At 68.6% G+C, this 16,685-nt stretch carries 4 protein-coding genes; 3 read left to right on the top strand and 1 reads right to left on the bottom strand.

Annotated features, from left to right (window positions below; translation table 11 throughout):
* Nucleotides 1-15: 15 nt before the first annotated feature.
* On the top strand, nucleotides 16-1,098 hold the full coding sequence (locus AU192_RS23625) for an NAD(P)H-dependent amine dehydrogenase family protein (protein WP_064399966.1): 1,083 nt from the start codon (nucleotides 16-18) through the stop codon (nucleotides 1,096-1,098).
* Between the two features lie 87 nt (nucleotides 1,099-1,185).
* Here AU192_RS23625 and AU192_RS23620 read toward each other — a convergent pair whose 3' ends face one another.
* Nucleotides 1,186-12,051 carry a type I polyketide synthase gene (locus tag AU192_RS23620; protein ID WP_064399965.1) on the bottom strand — a complete coding sequence of 3,622 codons (10,866 nt, stop codon included), beginning with the start codon at nucleotides 12,049-12,051 and terminating at the stop codon, nucleotides 1,186-1,188.
* 170 nt (nucleotides 12,052-12,221) lie between these two features.
* Between AU192_RS23620 and AU192_RS23615 the strand changes: the two genes are divergently transcribed.
* Together AU192_RS23615 and AU192_RS23610 are read left to right on the top strand one after the other, a co-directional pair.
* Nucleotides 12,222-13,643 (top strand): condensation domain-containing protein, encoded by a 1,422-nt coding sequence (locus AU192_RS23615; protein WP_064399964.1) that lies wholly within the window; start codon nucleotides 12,222-12,224, stop codon nucleotides 13,641-13,643.
* Between the two features lie 27 nt (nucleotides 13,644-13,670).
* Nucleotides 13,671-16,679 carry an MMPL/RND family transporter gene (locus AU192_RS23610; protein ID WP_064399963.1) on the top strand — a complete coding sequence of 1,003 codons (3,009 nt, stop codon included), beginning with the start codon at nucleotides 13,671-13,673 and terminating at the stop codon, nucleotides 16,677-16,679.
* Nucleotides 16,680-16,685 lie beyond the last annotated feature (6 nt).

Raw genomic sequence — 16,685 nt, 5'->3', positions numbered from 1 at the left:
GGATAGGGTGTTGCGATGCTTCGCATCGCGGTCTGGGGGACGGGCAACATGGGGGTGGCGACCATCCGCTCAGCGGCGGCCTTTCCGGGCTTGACGCTGGCCGGCGTCATCACCTCATCGCCGGACAAAGCGGGCAAGGACGCCGCCGCGTTCGCCGCACTCGACGGGTCGACCGGCGTCACTGCCACCACCGACGTCGACGCGGCGCTCACCGACTGTGATGCCGTGGCCTACATGGCTTCCGGCGACATTCGACCCGACGACGCCGTCTCCGACATCGAACGCTGCCTGCGGGCGGGCAGGCATGTGGTGACGCCGTCGCTGTACTCGCTCTACGACCCGCGTTCGGCGCCACCTGAATGGGTCGACCGGCTCACCCGCGCCGCCGAAGAAGGCAACTGCACGCTGCTCGTCAGCGGCGTCGACCCGGGCTGGGGCAACGACGCGCTCGCCGTGATCGCCGCCGGCCTGTGCACCAGGATCAACAGCATCCACTGCCAGGAGATCTTCGACTACTCCACCTACAACCAGCCGTTCGCGGTGAAGGTGTCGTGTGGTTTCGGGGGGTCGATGGACGAGACCCCGATGATGTTGCTTCCGTCGATCCCAACGATGGTGTGGGGCGGCAACATTCGGCTGGTGGGCCGCACCCTCGGGATGGAGATCGACGAGATCGCCGAGGAAGTCGAACGACGCCCGCTGGAGGAGCCCGTCGATACGGTGATGGGCCGGTTCGAGAAAGGCACCCAGGGCGCGTTCTGGTTGAAGGTGATCGGCAAGTCGGGCGGACGCGAACGCATCGTCATCGATCACATCACCCGCATCCACTCGTCGTGTGCGCCGGACTGGCCGTATCCCGATGAGGGCGTCGGCGACCACCGCGTGATCATCGACGGGGATCCACGATTGACCATCACCACGCGCGCCGACGTGCCCGGCGGCACCCGCGCCGACGGCGGCAACACCACGGCCGCCAATCGGCTGCTCGGCGCGCTTGCCTGGCTCGTCGAACAGAAGCCGGGCATCTACGACGGGCTCGACGCGCCGCTGCAGACGACGCTGCCGCCCGAGGTGCAGGCGCAGCGCTGGGCCCATTGACCCGCTCTTACCCTCGCGATTTCTGCGCCATGGTCGCAAAAAGTCGCCTGCAGCCTTGCTGCAGAAATCGGCGACAGATGCGCTCGGCTACTGAGGTTCGGACGGCTCCGTCGACTCGGGTTGCGACCCTGGCGGTTCCGCGCTCTCGGCATCCGGCAGCTGACCGACCAGGTACTCGGCCAGCCCGCCGATGGTCGGATAGTCGAACACCGCGGTCGCGTTGATGGTGAACGCGCCACCGAACTGACTGTGCAACCGGTTGCGCAGCTCGATCGCCATCAGCGAGTCGGTTCCGAGGTCCAGGAAGCGGCTGGTCGACGCGGGCGGCTGGGCCAACCGCAGGAAGCTCTGCACCTCGCGTTGCAGAAACTCGGTGACGAACGCCGCGCGTTGCGGCACCGGGATTTCCTGCAACTGGCGCAGTAGCTCGCTGTCGCCGGCGGTTTCACCTTCGGGACGAGGCAGCACGAGATCCAGGATCGGCGGCCGGGCAGCACCCAACAGCTTCGCCGCCCGCTGCCAGTTGGCCTTGACGACGGTCGCCTGGCCGGTGCCGTTCGCCACGACCTCGCTGAGCGCGGTGAGTGCCGCCGACGGGGGCAGCGGCGCCAGACCTTGGGCGTTGAGGTTGGCGCGCACGGCCTCCGACGACGCCATACCGCCCTCGGCCCACGGTCCGAAGTTGACGGCGGTGGCGGGCAAACCCTCGGCGCGGCGCCGCGCGACCAGACCGTCGAGCAGCGCATTGGCCGTCGCGTAGTTGGCCTGTCCGGGCGATCCGAAGATGCTGGACACCGACGAGGAGACGATGAAGAAGTCCAGCTCGTCGGCTCGCGTCAACCGGTCCAGGTGGTAGGCACCGAAAGCCTTGGGCCGCAGCGTCGTCCAGAATCGGTCGACATCCTGCTGGCTGAGCAGGGCATCATCGAGAACCCCCGCCAGGTGCGCCACCCCGGCCAGCGGCGGCAACTCCGCGCGGATCCGGTCGAGCAGCCCGACGACCTCGGCCTCGTCGCCGACGTCACCCGCGAAGGTGTGGACGCGGCACTTGTAGCGTTCGGTGATCTCGTCGATCACGCGCTGCGCATCGGCGTCGGGTTCGCGACGGCTGGTCAGCACGATGTCGCCGGCCCCGAGTTGCGCCAGGTACGCCGCGGTGTGCAACCCGACCGCCCCGAGGCCGCCGGTGATCAGATAACTCCGATCGGGCCTCGGCTGCAGAGGATTCGGGATCTGCAGCACGATCTTGCCGATGTGGCGCGCCTGCTGCATGCGGCGGAACGCGGTCCTCGCCTCGGTCAACGGATAGAGCTCGGCGGGCAACGGTGTCCACTGCCCGCTGGCCAGTCCACGCGACACCTCGGTCAGCAGCGTGCGGATGTGCTCGGGCTCCTGGTAGGTGACGGTGTCGAGCGCGACGATCTCGTAGGCGATGTCCGGTCGAACCGCCGCCATCTGTTCAGGGGTCCAGATGTCGCGCTTGGCGATCTCGGCGAAGCGGCCGTTGGGGGCGGTGGCCCGCACCGTCGCTTCGATGAAGCCCTCGTTGGTCAGGCTGTTGAGCACCACGTCGACGCCTGCACCTTCGGTGTCAGCCAAGATTTGGTCGGCGAAATCGGTTGTGCGCGAGTCGTAGACATACTCGACACCCATCTGTCGCAGCGTCGCGCGCTTGTAGGTGCTGGCCGTCGCGAAGACGACGGCGCCGTGCTGCTGCGCCATCTGGATGGCGGCCAGGCCCACGCCACCGCTGGCGGCGTGGATGAGCACGCGGTCGCCGGGCCGCAGCTTGGCCCAGTCGAATGCGAGCCGCGCCGTGAGCGCCGCGGCGGGGATGGTGGCCGCGGCGACGGGGTCCAGTCCGTCGGGAACAGCCGCCACCAGCTGGGCCGGGACGTTGAACCGACTGGCGAACGCCCCCTGCATGAAGCCGTAGACGCGTTGGCCCACCTGCAGGCCTGCGACGCCGTCGCCCAATTGCGTGATCACACCGGCGAAGTCGCCGCCGATGGGTCCGGGATCGCCGGGGTACAGGCCGAGAACGTTGAGCACGTCGCGGAAGTTCAGGCCCGCTGCCTCCACGCGGACCTGCACGAAACCCTCGGCTGGTGCCGGTACGTCGGCCTGGACCAGCCGCAGGTTGTCGATGGCGCCGCGCTCGGTCGGGGCCAGGACGTAATCGCTCGACCGCGGCACCGTGAGGTGACCGCTTCTCGACCATGGCAGCAGGCGCGACGCCAGCAACTTCCCTTGCCGTAGCGCCAGTTCCGGCTCACCGACGGGCGAGGCCAGCAGACCGGCGACCGCCCGCACAGCTTCGGGTGAGCCGTCGCAGTCGACCAGTGTGCACCGCAGCGCCGGTTCCTCGTTGATCGCGGTGCGGCCGAAGCCCCACAGCGCCGCCTGTACCGGGTCGACGGGTTCACCCGACTCGGTGGCCACGGCGCGTTCGGTGACGATCCACATTCCACCCGGCAGTTTCGCCTCACCGCGCTGCACGGTGTGCACCCCGTCGAGCAGATCGGCGACGTCGCGCTCGATTCGGGCGGCCGCATCGGCGCTCGACTCGTCGGGCGGTGCCGCGGTCGCGCGCCACACCACACCGGAGAATGGAAGTCCGCGCCCGTGCGCGTCGGCCAGCAGTCGGCCCAGCGGTTGCGCATCGGTCCGCCGGTCGTAGGCGATGCAACCCGGCACCGCCGCGGCCAGTTCGTCGAATCCCGCGACCAGCCACGTGCCTCCGGGGGCTGTCGCGTCGGTGTCCGGTAGCGGCACCTCATGCCAGCCGAGGGTGTACATCAGCCTGGTGGCATCGCCGCCGAGGCCGCGCAGCAACGCCTCACGAGGCGCACGTTTCACCGTGAACTCGCGAATCCCGCCGAGTGGGCGGCCGTCGCGACTGACGAAATCGAGGTCGAACACCTGTGTTTCGCTGTCGAGTTCACCGGTGTGCCAGCGGGCGCGGCAGTAGAACCGTCGCGGCATCTTCTCGTGCAGCGTCACCTGCCCGTAGCGCAGCGGCAGGAACAGGTCGTTGACGCCCTGTTCGGCCGCGAGCAGCGCTGGGAAGGCGGGGAACGCGACGCCGGTGCACAGGTCCATCAGCACCGGGTGCATCGGTTCGCTGCCCAGGTGCTCGGCCAGTTCGTCGCCGACGACGATGTCGCCGATGGCCTCACCGTCGCCGAGCCACACCGACTTCAGGGAACCCGACCAGGTCGGCCCCCATGCCAGTTCCATGTCCGCGAAGGTCTCGAACAGGTCCTGCGGACGCATGCGGTTGCAGCGCTCGATCGCCTCGTCGATCGCGGCTTCGGACGGCGGGTGCTTGCCCGGGCCGCTCGCGACCGTGCCGTCGGCGTTCAACGACCATTCGGCGTCGCGCTCACCGTACGGCCGGCTGTGGACCTGGAATCGCCACTCGTCACCGCCTTCGCTTGAGCCTTCACCGGGCCGCAGCGTCAGCTGAACTTCGCGAGAAGCCTTCTCGGGCAGGATGATCGGCTCGTAGAAGAAGACGTCGCGGACCCGTGCCGGGGCGCCGACCGCGGTCAGCGCCATCGCGGCGTACGTCGCGCCGGGCACGACGACGGTGCCGTAGATGACATGGTCGGACAACCACGGCTGCGAGCGCACCGACAACCTGCTCGTGTAGACGGTGTCGCCTGAGGCGAGATCTTTTGCACTGCCCAAGATTCCAGACGTGGCGGCGCTGCCCGCACCTTCGATCGCGCTGCCTGCCGTCTTGGGCCAGAACCGGCGGCGCTGGAACGGGTAGGTGGGCAGTTCCAGCCTGCGGCGGGCCCTGGGGTGCAGCGCGGCGAAATCGGGCCGAAGGCCGCCGACGTACGCCGCGGCCAGCGCGTCGGCGATCTGGCGGCGATCGCCGACGCCCTTGCGCAGCGAGACGATCGGGCGGGGGGCCGCCAGGTGCTCGGGCCACACCTGTACCGCCGCGCCGGTCAGCACCGGTTGCGGGCCGATCTCCATCAGCACCGAGCAGCCCAGCGCGGCCACGGTGCGCACGCTTTCGGCGAACTGGACCGGCTGGCGCGAGTGTCGCCGCCAGTACTGCGCGTCCAGGTTGGCGTGGCCCGTGAGCACGGCGCCGGTGCGGTTGCAGACCAGCGGCACCGTCGGCGGGGCGAACCCGAAACGCGCCGCGTACGACTGGAATTCGTCGAGGACGGGATCCAGCAGCTCGGAGTGGAAGGCGTGGCTGGTCTCCAGCGCGGTGCAGCGGATGCCGTCGTCGGTGAACCGGTCGACGATCTGCTCCACGTCCTCGCCGGGACCCGACACCACGGTGTTGGGTCCGTTGTACGCGGCGACTGAAACCCGCGGGAACTCGCCGACCACTTCCTCGACGTGCTTGGCGTCGGCGAACACCGCGGCCATGCGCCCGCCGTCGGGCAGGCTGCCGAACAACCGGCCGCGCTCGGCGATCAGCCTGGCGCCGTCCTCGAGGCCGAACACTCCGGCCACGCAGGCCGCCGCGTACTGGCCCACGCTGTGCCCCAGTACCACATCGGGTTCGATGCCCCACGACTGCCACAACCGGGCCAGTCCCATCTCGACCGCGAAAAGTGCCGGCTGTGCGTACGACGTGTGCCGCAGGACAAGTCCGGTCTCCCGGTCCGCGGCGAACAGGACGTCGAGGAGCGGACGGGGCAGCATCCCGTCGACCGCTTCCGCGCAGCGTTTCACGGTGTCGGCGAAAACCGGTTCGGACTCGAACAATTCGCGCGCCATCCCCGGGTACTGGCTGCCCTGTCCGGTGAACAGCCACGCGGTGGTCGGCGAGGCGGTGCATTCACCGCGTACAACCCCCGGTCGGACACGATTCTCGCTCAGGTCGGTAAGGAGTTCACCGGCGCTCTGCACCGAGTCGACGACCAACGCACCGCGATGCTCGAAGTGCGAACGCCCGACGCCTGCGGTGTAACAGACGTGGGCGACATCGACCTTCGGATTTGCGTCGAGCCAATCGCGGTACCGCTGGGCCAGTGCGACCAGCGCGTCGGGCGAGCGGGCGGACAGCGGCAGCACGTTGAGCGACTGTCTGACATCGGCCGGTTCGACCGCAGCGCCTTCCGACGAATATTCGTCCTCGGTCGCCGACGGCGGCGCCTCCTCGACGATCACATGGGCGTTCGTTCCTGTGAAGCCGAAAGAGCTCACGCCCGCGCGCCGCGGCCTGCCGTTGGTCTGCCACGGCCTGGCCTCGTCGACGACCTGCACCGGCAGCGAGTCCCACGGGATGTGCGGAGAAGGGTCTTGGAAGTGCAGGCTCTTCGGGATCGCCTCGTGCTGAAGCGACAACACGACCTTGATCAAGCCCGCCGCTCCCGACGCCGACTCGAGGTGGCCGATGTTGGTCTTCACCGAGCCCATCAGCAGCGGACGGTCCGGGTCGCGCGAGGCACCGTAAACCGCCGCGGCCGCCTGCACCTCGATCGGATCACCCAACGGCGTGCCGGTCCCGTGTGCCTCGAGATAGTCGACGTCCCCGCCGGTCAGTCCCGCACGGGCCAACGCCGAACCGATAAGCCGTTGCTGCGCACCCCCGTTGGGCACCGTCAGACCGCTTGAGGCACCGTCCTGGTTGACCGCGCTGCTGGGGATGACCGCACAGATGCGGTCGCCTTCGCGTTCGGCGTCACTCAGCCTTTTGAGCACGAGGATGCCGCAGCCCTCGCTGCGCACATAACCGTCGGCGGAGGCGTCGAAGGTCTTGCACCGCCCGACGGGGGAGAGCATCCGCGCGCGAGATGCAGCGATCACCGTGACCGGGCTCAGCAGGACGTTCACCCCGCCGGCCAGTGCCATGTCGCAGTCGCCGGAGCGCAGCGCCTGCACGGCCTGATGAACGGCGACCAGCGCAGAACTGCATGCGGTGTCGACGGCCACCGCCGGTCCCTCGAGCCCGAGGGCGAAGGCGACGCGGCCGGAGATCGCGTTGAGCGCATTGCCCGTGATGAAGTACGGCTCGATCTTGTCCACCGACTCCGAGGACAGCAGATGGGCGTACTCGTTGGCGGCAACACCCGCGAAGACACCGGTCCGGCTGCCCCGCAGGCTGGCGGGGGCATACCCCGCTCGTTCGAGGCCCTCCCACACCGTTTCGAGCATCAGCCGCTGCTGCGGCTCGATCCAGAGAGCCTCGCGCGGTGAGATCCCGAAGAACTCGGGGTCGAATCCGTCGATCCCGTCGAGGAATCCGCCGAAGCGTGTGTACGTCTTGCCGGCGGCCTCGGGGTCGGGGTCGTAGAACTCGTCGATGTCGAACCGGTCCTCGGGGACCTCTCGGATCGCGTCGACCCCGCCGGAAAGCAGCTCCCAGAACGCTTCCGGGTTCGGTGCGCCGGGGAACCGGCACGACACCGCGACGATCGCGATCGAGTCGTCGGTGCGTGACGGCACGACCGACGCCGGTCTAGGCTCCGGACCGGCCTGTCGGCTCAAGGCGAGCACGTCACCGAGCAGGTAGTCGGCGGCGTCGGAGATCCGCGGGTGATCCATCACCAGCGTGACCGGAATCTCCTTGCCGACGCCCTGTTCGAGGCGGCGGCGCAGTTCGACGGCCATCAGCGAGTCCAGGCCCAGGTCGAAGAATCCCGCCTCCTCGCGGACCTCGGCGGCATCGACGCGCGTGACCTCCGCGACCGCGTGACGCAGGTAGTCGGTCAGCAGCCGCTTACGCTGCTGCACAGGCGCTTTGGTCAGCCGCTCGACCAGCTCGGTCGTACCCGACGACGGCACCGCCGGCCCCGCGGCGGGTGCCTCACTCTCCATCTCCGCGAGGAACCCGCGACGGCCGGCCTGCTGGTAGAGCGGCAGGAAACGGTCCCAGTCGATCCTGGCCACGACTCCCTGCGCCGAGGACGCCCCCACCACATCGGCCATGCCCGCCAGCGCCTCGGAAGGCGAAAGTGTGCGCACCCCACGCTGTTCCAGGCGCGCACGCGATTCCGCGTCGGCCATTCCCGCCGACCACGGGCCGAAGTTCACGCTGAACCCCGGGACACCCTGCTCGCGCAGCCGCCACGCCAGCCCGTCGAGGAACGCGTTGGCCGCGCCGTACGCAGTCTGACCGAACCCGCCCCACACCGAGGCAATGGAGGAGGTGGTGATGAAGAAGTCAAGGCGCAGATCGACCGCTGCCTCACTCAGATACCAGGCGCCCCAGACCTTCCCAGCGAAGACGCGGTCGATCTCGGCATCGTCGAGGTCGGCCAGTGGCGTCGTGGCGATCTCACCTGCGGCGTGCACGATGCCCGCCAACGGCGGTAGCTCGGCGTCCAGGGTGGCCAACAGGCGTGCCACATCGTGCGCGTCGGCGACATCGGCGGCGATGACGCGGACATCGGCATCGTGTCGTGCGGCCAGTGTGTCGACGGTGTGCTGCGTGGCGTCGTCGGGTGTGCGGCGGCTGGTCAGCACCAGGTGCTTGGCGCCCTGCCCGGCGAGGTACGCGGCGACCTCCAGCCCGATCGCGCCCAGGCCGCCCGAGACGAGATACGTTGCATCAGAACGGATATGCGAAATTGCACCGCGTGCCGCGCATCGAGCCAGTCGCGGTACGTAGACCTCTGATTCGCGGATGGCAAGCTGATCGTCCCTGGCGCCGGAACCGGCGGACGCGGCGATGCGTTCCAGCAGCGTTGACCATTCGGCGGCCGTGCCTTCCGCCAGGTCGACCAAGCCGCCCCACACCTGCGGCAGTTCCAGCGACGCGGCGCGTCCGAAGCCCCACAGGCATGTCTGTTCGGGAGCCATCGTGTCGGCTTCGGCGACTCGTTGCGCCCCGCGGGTGACGATCCAGACCGACGGCCGCGGTTCAGCGACGGCCGCGGCGCGGAGGAGTCGCCGTGTCCCGCCGAGCACGCGGTGCTGTATGCGCAGCAGCGACCTCATGGACGGCGCCTTCGGCGAGCCCAGTGCGGCTATGTGCACGATGCGCAGCGCCGCGGCGTCGCGACTCGCGGCGCGCACCGTACCCGCGAATTCCGTCTCGTCGGCGTCGGTCGTCGGCAGGCCGACGATCTGATGTCTCTCGCCGCGGCTCGTGAGGGCATCGACCAGCGGGCGGGCGGCGGCCGCGTCGTCGGTGACGACGATCCACGCGCACTCCTGGCGCTCGGAAGCCGACGGCGCAGCCGCTTGCTCCCAACGGATCTCGTAACGGTCTTCTGTGGGTTGGCCCACCGTGCGTTCCGATGCCGCAGCCGGTCGTTCGTTCTTGTGGTGCCGGGCGACGGGTTGCCGGTCGTCTCGGAACCAGTACTCGCGGTGCTCGAAGGGATAGGTCGGCAGGTCGACCTTGCGCGCGTTCGGTTGCCGAAGCGCATCGAAGTCGGGCAGGTGGCCCGAGACGTAGGCGTCGGCGAGTGCTTCGGTGATCTGCCGCTGGTCGGCGGTGTTGGGCCGCAGCGACGCGATCACCCTCGGTGCGGTGGCGGCGTGGGGCCATGCCGCCAAAGCGGCGGCGGTGAGCACGGGCCGCGGTCCGATCTCGAGCAGCATCTTGCAGTTCAGCTCGGCGAGCGTGCGCACGCTCTTGGCGAACTCGACCGGTTGGCGTGCGTGCCTGCGCCAGTAGGCGCCGTCGAGCTGGACGCGCCTGCCGAGCGCGGCACCGGTCCGGTTGTCGATCAGGATTCGTTGCGGGGCAGCGAAAGTGAACCGCTGCGCATATGACTCGAACTCGTCGAGAATCGGATCCAGCAGCGCCGAGTGGAATGCATGGCTGGTGTCGAGCCAATCGCACCGGACCCCGTCGGTCGTCAGGCGGGCGACGGCTGATTCCAGGCCCGCCGCGGGCCCCGACAGCACGGTGTTGGCGCCGTTGAAGGCCGCCACCGACAGGGCGGGGAAGTCGTCGGTCAGCTTCTCGACCCGCTCGGCCGCGGCGAACACCGCGACCATTCGGCCGCCCTCGGGCAGGCTGCCGAAGAGCCGTCCGCGTTCGGCCATCAGCCGCGCGCCGTCCTCGAGGCTGAACACACCCGCGACGCAGGCCGCCGCATACTGGCCGACGCTGTGGCCCAGCACGACGTCGGGCTCAAGACCCCACGACTGCCAGAGGCGGGCCAGACCCATCTCGACTGCGAACAACGCCGGCTGTGCGTACGACGTCTGGCGCAGCGTTTCGCCGGCCTGCGGGCTTTCGACATCGAAAATGACGTCCAGCAACGGCTTTTCGAGCACGCCGGCGACCGCCGCCGCGCACCGCCGCATCGTGTCGGCGAACACCGGTTCGGTGTCGTACAGCTCGCGTGCCATCCCGGGGTACTGGCTGCCCTGGCCGGTGAACAACCAAGCCGTCTTGGGCGCCTCGTGAGACTCTCCGCGTACCAGACCGGGCGCCGGGCGGTCCTCGGCGAGCGCCCCGAGAAGATCGGTGGCCGAGCCAGTCGAGTTGACCACCAGCGCGGCACGGTGCTCCAGGTGCGCGCGGGCCGTACCCGCCGTGAAGCACACGTCGGCCAGCGTGGCGTGGGGGTGCTCGTTCATCCAGGCGCGGGCGCGGTCGGCGGTCTGCCTGAGCGCGGCGGGAGTGCGCGCCGACAGCGGAAGGATGCCGAACTGCGGTGCGGTCGGTGCCTGCTGCTCCGGTGCGGCAGCTGGCACCTCGGGCGCCTCCTCGAGGATCACGTGCGCGTTGGTGCCCGCGAACCCGAACGAACTCACCCCGGCGATCCGGGGCCTGTCGCCGCGTTGCCACGGGATGGTGTCGGTGACGACCTCCACCGGGAGCCGGTCCCACGGGATGTGCGGCGACGGGTTCTCGAAGTTGAGGTGCTTGGGCAGGGCCGCGTGCTCGAGGGCCAGGACGACCTTGAGCACGCCGGCGATCCCGGCGGCCGCCTCGAGGTGACCGATGTTGGTCTTGGCCGACCCGATCAGCAGCGGCCGCCCGGGTTCGCGCCCCGCGCCGAACGCCGCGCCCGCGGCTTGCGCCTCGATCGGGTCACCCAACGACGTCCCCGTGCCGTGCGCTTCCAGATATCCGACGTCGCCGGGCCGAAGGCCGGCACGTTTGAGCGCATCGGCGATGACCCGTTGCTGCGCGACACCGTTGGGCACCGTCAACCCGCCCGATGCGCCGTCCTGATTGACGGCGCTGCCGCGGATCACGGCCCGGATCCGGTCGCGGTCGCGCAGCGCGTCCTCGAGGCGCTTGACGACGATGACGCCGCAGCCCTCACCGCGCACGTAGCCGTCGGCGGCCGCGTCGAAGGTTTTGCACCGGCCGTCGGGTGCGAGCATGCGGGCGTTGGAGAACGTGATCATGGTGGCCGGGGTCAGCAGCACGTTCGCCCCGCCGGCCAACGCAAGGTCGCATTCACCCAGGCGCAGCGCCTGACACGCCTGATGGATGGCCACCAGCGACGAACTGCACGCGGTATCGACCGCGACGGCCGGACCCTGCAGGCCCAGCCGGTAGCTGATGCGGCCCGCGGCGGCGGCGCTCGACGTCCCGATCGCCATATAGGCCTCGATCTCGGGGTACGTCAGCTCATCGGAGACCATGCCCAAGTAGTCGTGGGTGGCCAGGCCCACGAACACGCCCGTGTCGGTGTCGGCCAGCGTCGTAGGCGCGATACCCGAGTGCTCCACGGCGCGCCAGGCCGTCTCGAGCAGGAGCCGGTGCTGCGGGTCCACCATCCTGGCCTCGCGCGCGGACATCCCGAAGAAGGGCGCGTCGAAACCGGTCGCGTCGTCGAGGAATCCCGCGCGGCGGGTGACCACCTTGCCCGGCGACCCGGGCTCGGGGTCGAAGAAGTCGTCGGCGTCCCAGCGGTCGGCGGGCACATCGGAGATCGCGTCACGGCCTTCGCGCAGCAGGTCCCAGTACTCGTCGGCGTCCCGCGCGCCGGGGAATCTCGCCGCGTACCCGATGATCGCAAAGCGGGGCGTCGGCTCGATTCGCGGTCCGGCGGGTCCCATACCGTCCTTCCTGCATCGACGGTCTCATTTACACTCTGCGCTGCATCTGTAGCGCCTCAAGATCGGCTTCGACGAACACTATTGCACGTGCAACTATTGCGTGCGGGTCTCGCTCCCGGGATCCCCAGGAGTGGTGCCGCCCGAAGTCGGCAGGCTGGGAGGAATACGGTTTGCGCATCGGCAAGATCACGGTTGGCGCACTAGATGAATGGTCGCTCAAACCCGGCACCGTCACCTCGTGGCGCCCGACCCCAGCGGCCGTCGAGACGGCGCGGCAAGCGCCGGTCAGCGCGGTGCCGGTCAGTTACATGCAGCGCCAGCACCTCCGGAACTACTGCGAGCGGACATCGGCAGGGCTCAACTTCTCCCGGCAGATCATCGCGAGCTGCGAGGTAGCAGGCCACTGCGACATCGCCGCCATGGATCAAGCGGTGAACGCCTACCTGCGCCGCCACGACACGTTCCGCAGCTGGTTCGAACACGCCCCTGGCGGCGAGTTCGTCCGCCACGCCCTCGACGATCCGGCCGTCATCGAGTTCGTGCCGATCGACCACGGCGCGATGACGGTCGACGACATCCGCGCTCACGTCGTCGACATACCGAGCCCGCTGGAATGGGCATGTTTCACCTTCGGGATCATCCAGCACGAAGACCACTTCACGTTTTTCGCGGCGATGGACCATATCCACGGCGACGCCACATTGATCGGCACGACGATGCTGGAAGCCAACGGAATGTATTCGGCGCTGAGCGGAGGCGGTGCGCCGCTGGCGTTGCCCGAGCCGGGGAGCTTCGACGATTTCTGCATCCGCGAGCGTGAGCGCACATCGGCATTGACCGTGGATTCACCCGAAGTGCGCGCATGGATCGAATTCGCAGAAAGCAACGACGGCGGGTTTCCCGGATTTCCGTTGCCGCTGGGCAATCCGCGGGAGGCCACCAGCAGCGACATGACGTCGGAAGTCCTGATGAACCCCGCGCAGACCGAACGTTTCGAAGCCGCATGCGCGTCGGCGGGCGCGCGCTTCGTCGGCGGGCTGTTCGCCTGCCTTGCCCAGGTCGAGCACGAGCTGACCGGTGCGCTGACCTACTACGGCCTCACCCCGCGGGACTCCCGCGCGGCCACCGACAACTTCATGACACAGGGCTGGTTCACCGGCCTGATCCCGATCACGGTGCCGGTTGGAGCTGCCTCGTTCGCCGAGGCCGCGTGGTCCGCGCAGGCCTCGTTCGATTCGAATCTAAACATGGCCAAGGTGCCGTTCTACCGCGTGCTGGAATTGGCGCCGTGGCTCAATTGGCCGCAGCCGAATTTCCCCGTCTCGAATTTCTTTCACGCCGGCGCCGCACCGCTGAATGCCGTTCTGGCGGCCGCGGATATGGGGCTCGCCGACAACATCGGGATTTACCCCGACGGCCGATTCTCCTATCAACTCACCGTCTACATATTCCGCTACGGCGAGGGCACGGTGATGGCGATCATGCATCCCGACAATGCCGTCGCCAAAAAATCCGTAACCCGGTACATGAACACGATGAGGTCGGTGTCCGCTCTGGTCGCCGACACCGGGCAGTGGGGGCGCGTCGCATAGCGTGGGGCGGGTCGAGATGAGGACGGTATGCGGCGGCTAGCCGATTTCGTGGCGCGGTGGCCCTGGATCGTCATCGGCATCTGGGCCGCGATGGTGGTCGCGCTGCCGCTGACGGTCCCGTCGCTGGGCGAGATGGCCCAGAAGCATCCGCTGGCGATCCTGCCCGCCGACGCGCCGTCGGCCGTCACCGCCGCGAAAATGGCCGAGGCATTCGGTGAGACCGCCAACGACGACCTCCTGCTCGTGGCGCTCATCAACGAGAACGGGCTGACGCCCGCTGACGAAGCCACCTACCGCAAGCTCGTCGACGCGTTGCGCGACAACGTCACCGACGTCGTGTCGGTGCAGGACTTCGTCGCCACGCCACAGCTTCGGCCGTTCCTGACAAGTGAAGACAAGACGACGTGGGTGCTGCCGGTCAGCCTCGAGGGGGAGTTGGGTACGCCGCGGGCGTTCGACTCCTTCAACCGAGTGGCAGAGCTGATCGAGCAGAACGTCGCGGGCAGCGCCGTCACCGCGTACATCACCGGGCCGGCCGCCACCGTCGCCGACCTCACCGTCGCGGGCGAACAGGATCGCCTGCCGATCGAGATCGCGATCGCCGTCCTGGTTCTGGGCGTGCTGCTGCTGGTGTACCGCAACGTGGTCACGATGCTGCTGCCTCTGGTGACGATCGGATCGTCGCTGTTGCTCGCCCAAGCCGTCGTCGCGGGTTTCTCGGAGCTGACCGGGGCCGGCGTCTCCAACCAGTCCATCGTGTTCCTCAGCGCGATCATGGCGGGCGCCGGAACGGATTACGCGGTCTTCCTGATCAGCCGCTACCACGACTATCTGCGTTCGGGCGGCGACTACGAGCAGGCGGTCAGGGCGGCGATGGCCTCGATCGGCAAGGTCATCACGGCGTCTGCCGCGACGGTGGGCCTGACGTTTTTGATGCTGAGCTTCGCGCAGATGGGCGTCTTCAAAACCGTCGGAGCGTCGGCGGCGATCGGGATCGGCATCGCCTACCTCGCGGGGGTGACCCTGCTCCCGGCCATCCTCGTGCTGGCCGGGCCCCGCGGCTGGGTCAAGCCCCGGCGTGAACTGACCGCCCCGTTCTGGCGGCGCTCCGGTGTGCGCATCGTGCGCAGGCCGGTGCCCCACCTGGTCGCCAGCCTGCTCGTGCTGGGCCTGCTGGCAGGCATCGCGGTGTTCGCCGACTACAACTACGACGACCGCAAGGTGGTCCCCGCCTCGGCGCCGAGTTCGGTCGGGTACGCCGCGCTGGAACGCCATTTCCCGATCAAACAGTCCATCCCCGAATACATCCTGATCCAATCGCCACACGATCTTCGGTCGCCGCGGGCGCTTGCCGACCTCGAGCAGATGGCGTCGCGCATCGCGCAACTGCCCGACGTGGGGCTGGTCAGCGGTATCACCCGTCCGCTCGGTGAAGTGCCGATGGAGTTCCGGGCGACCTTCCAGGCGGGCATCGTGGGTGACCGGCTGGCGGACGGGTCAGCTCAGATCGGTCAGCGCACCGGTGATCTCAACCGGCTCACCGACGGGGCCGACACGCTCGCCGACAGCCTGGCCGACGTGCAAGCCCAGATCAACGCGGTCGCGCCGAGCATCCAGAACCTCGTCGACACGTTCTCCTCCGTGCGCACCGAGTACGGCGGCGACAAGTTGGTGCGCGACGTCGAAACCACGGCCAAGTTGGTCGCGAGCATCAACGCGCTCGGCAACTCCATGGGCGTGAACTTCCGGGCGGTCAAGGATCTGTTCGCCTGGATCGGACCGGTCCTGACCGCGCTGCAGGGCAACGCGGTGTGCGACGCCAACCCCTCCTGTGTCGACACCCGCATGCAGTTCCAACGGCTCGTCGCCGCGCGGGACAACGGAAGCCTCGACGAGATCAACGGCCTGGCCCAGGAACTCCAGGGTGTCGAGGACCGCCAGACGCTGAACGCGGCGGTCAGCAAGCTCAACGCCGCGATGGCCAACGTCGCCAAGGCAGTCAACACGATGGGGTTGGACCAACCCGGCGGCGCACAGCGCAGCATGACCGAACTGCAGCGCGGCGCGAACCGCCTCGCCGCCGGGAGCCGGGAAGTGGCGGGCGGCGTGGACGAACTCGTCAAACAGGTCAAGGTGATCGCCGCCGGACTGAACGAGGCGTCGACCTTTCTGTTGACGATGCGCAGCAACGCCGCGGACCCGTCACAGGCCGGGTTCAACATCCCGCCGGAAGTGCTGAACCTGCCCGACTTCAAAAAGGCAGCCGCGGCGTACATTTCGCCGGACGGACGCTCGGTGCGATACCTGGTGCAGACCGAGCTCAACCCGTTCAGTCCCGAGGCGATGGACCAGGTGAACCAGATCCATGACATCGCCCGCGGAGCCCAACCGAACACGGCGTTGGCCGACGCCACGATCTCGATGGGCGGATTTCCCGCCGCGCTGCGCGACACGCGTGACTACTACCAGCAGGACATCCGGTTCATCATCGCCGCGACCGTGATCGTCGTGCTGTTGACGTTGATGGTGTTGCTGCGCGCGATCATCGCGCCGCTGTACCTGGTCGGGTCGGTGGTGGTGTCGTACTTCGCGGCGATCGGTATCGGGGTGCTCGCGTTCCAGGTGCTCCTCGGGCAGGAATTACATTGGAGCGTACCGCCGTTGGCGTTCGTGGTGCTGGTTGCGGTGGGCGCCGACTACAACATGCTGTTCGTGTCGCGGTTGCGTGACGAGTCGCCGAGCAGTGTGCGTTACGGCGTGATCCGGACCCTGGGTTCGACGGGCGGCGTCATCACCGCGGCCGGTTTGATCTTCGCCGCGTCGATGGCCGGCCTGCTGTTCTCCAGCATCGGCATCGTGATCCAAGGCGGATTCGTCATCGGGGTCGGAATCCTGCTGGACACCTTCGTGGTTCGCACCATCACCGTCCCGGCCATCGCCACACTGATAGGGCGGGCGAACTGGTGGCCCACACAACCGCCGCCGCCGCGCACCCCCGCGTTGTCGTCCCACCGAGCTGATACGGATATCTCGTGACACCGT

Source organism: Mycobacterium lehmannii, assembly GCF_001499925.1.
Classification (GTDB): domain Bacteria; phylum Actinomycetota; class Actinomycetes; order Mycobacteriales; family Mycobacteriaceae; genus Mycobacterium; species Mycobacterium lehmannii.
The sequence above is the reverse complement of the archived record's forward strand: the minus strand, read 5'-3'. Positions and strand labels throughout refer to the sequence as shown.

Excerpts from the sequence above, each read along its gene's own strand:
- AU192_RS23625 (WP_064399966.1), top strand. The coding sequence starts at position 16 with ATGCTTCGCATCGCGGTCTGGGGGACGGGCAACATGGGGGTGGCGACC.
- AU192_RS23620 (WP_064399965.1), bottom strand. The coding sequence starts at position 12,051 with ATGGGACCCGCCGGACCGCGAATCGAGCCGACGCCCCGCTTTGCGATC.
- AU192_RS23610 (WP_064399963.1), top strand. The coding sequence starts at position 13,671 with ATGCGGCGGCTAGCCGATTTCGTGGCGCGGTGGCCCTGGATCGTCATC.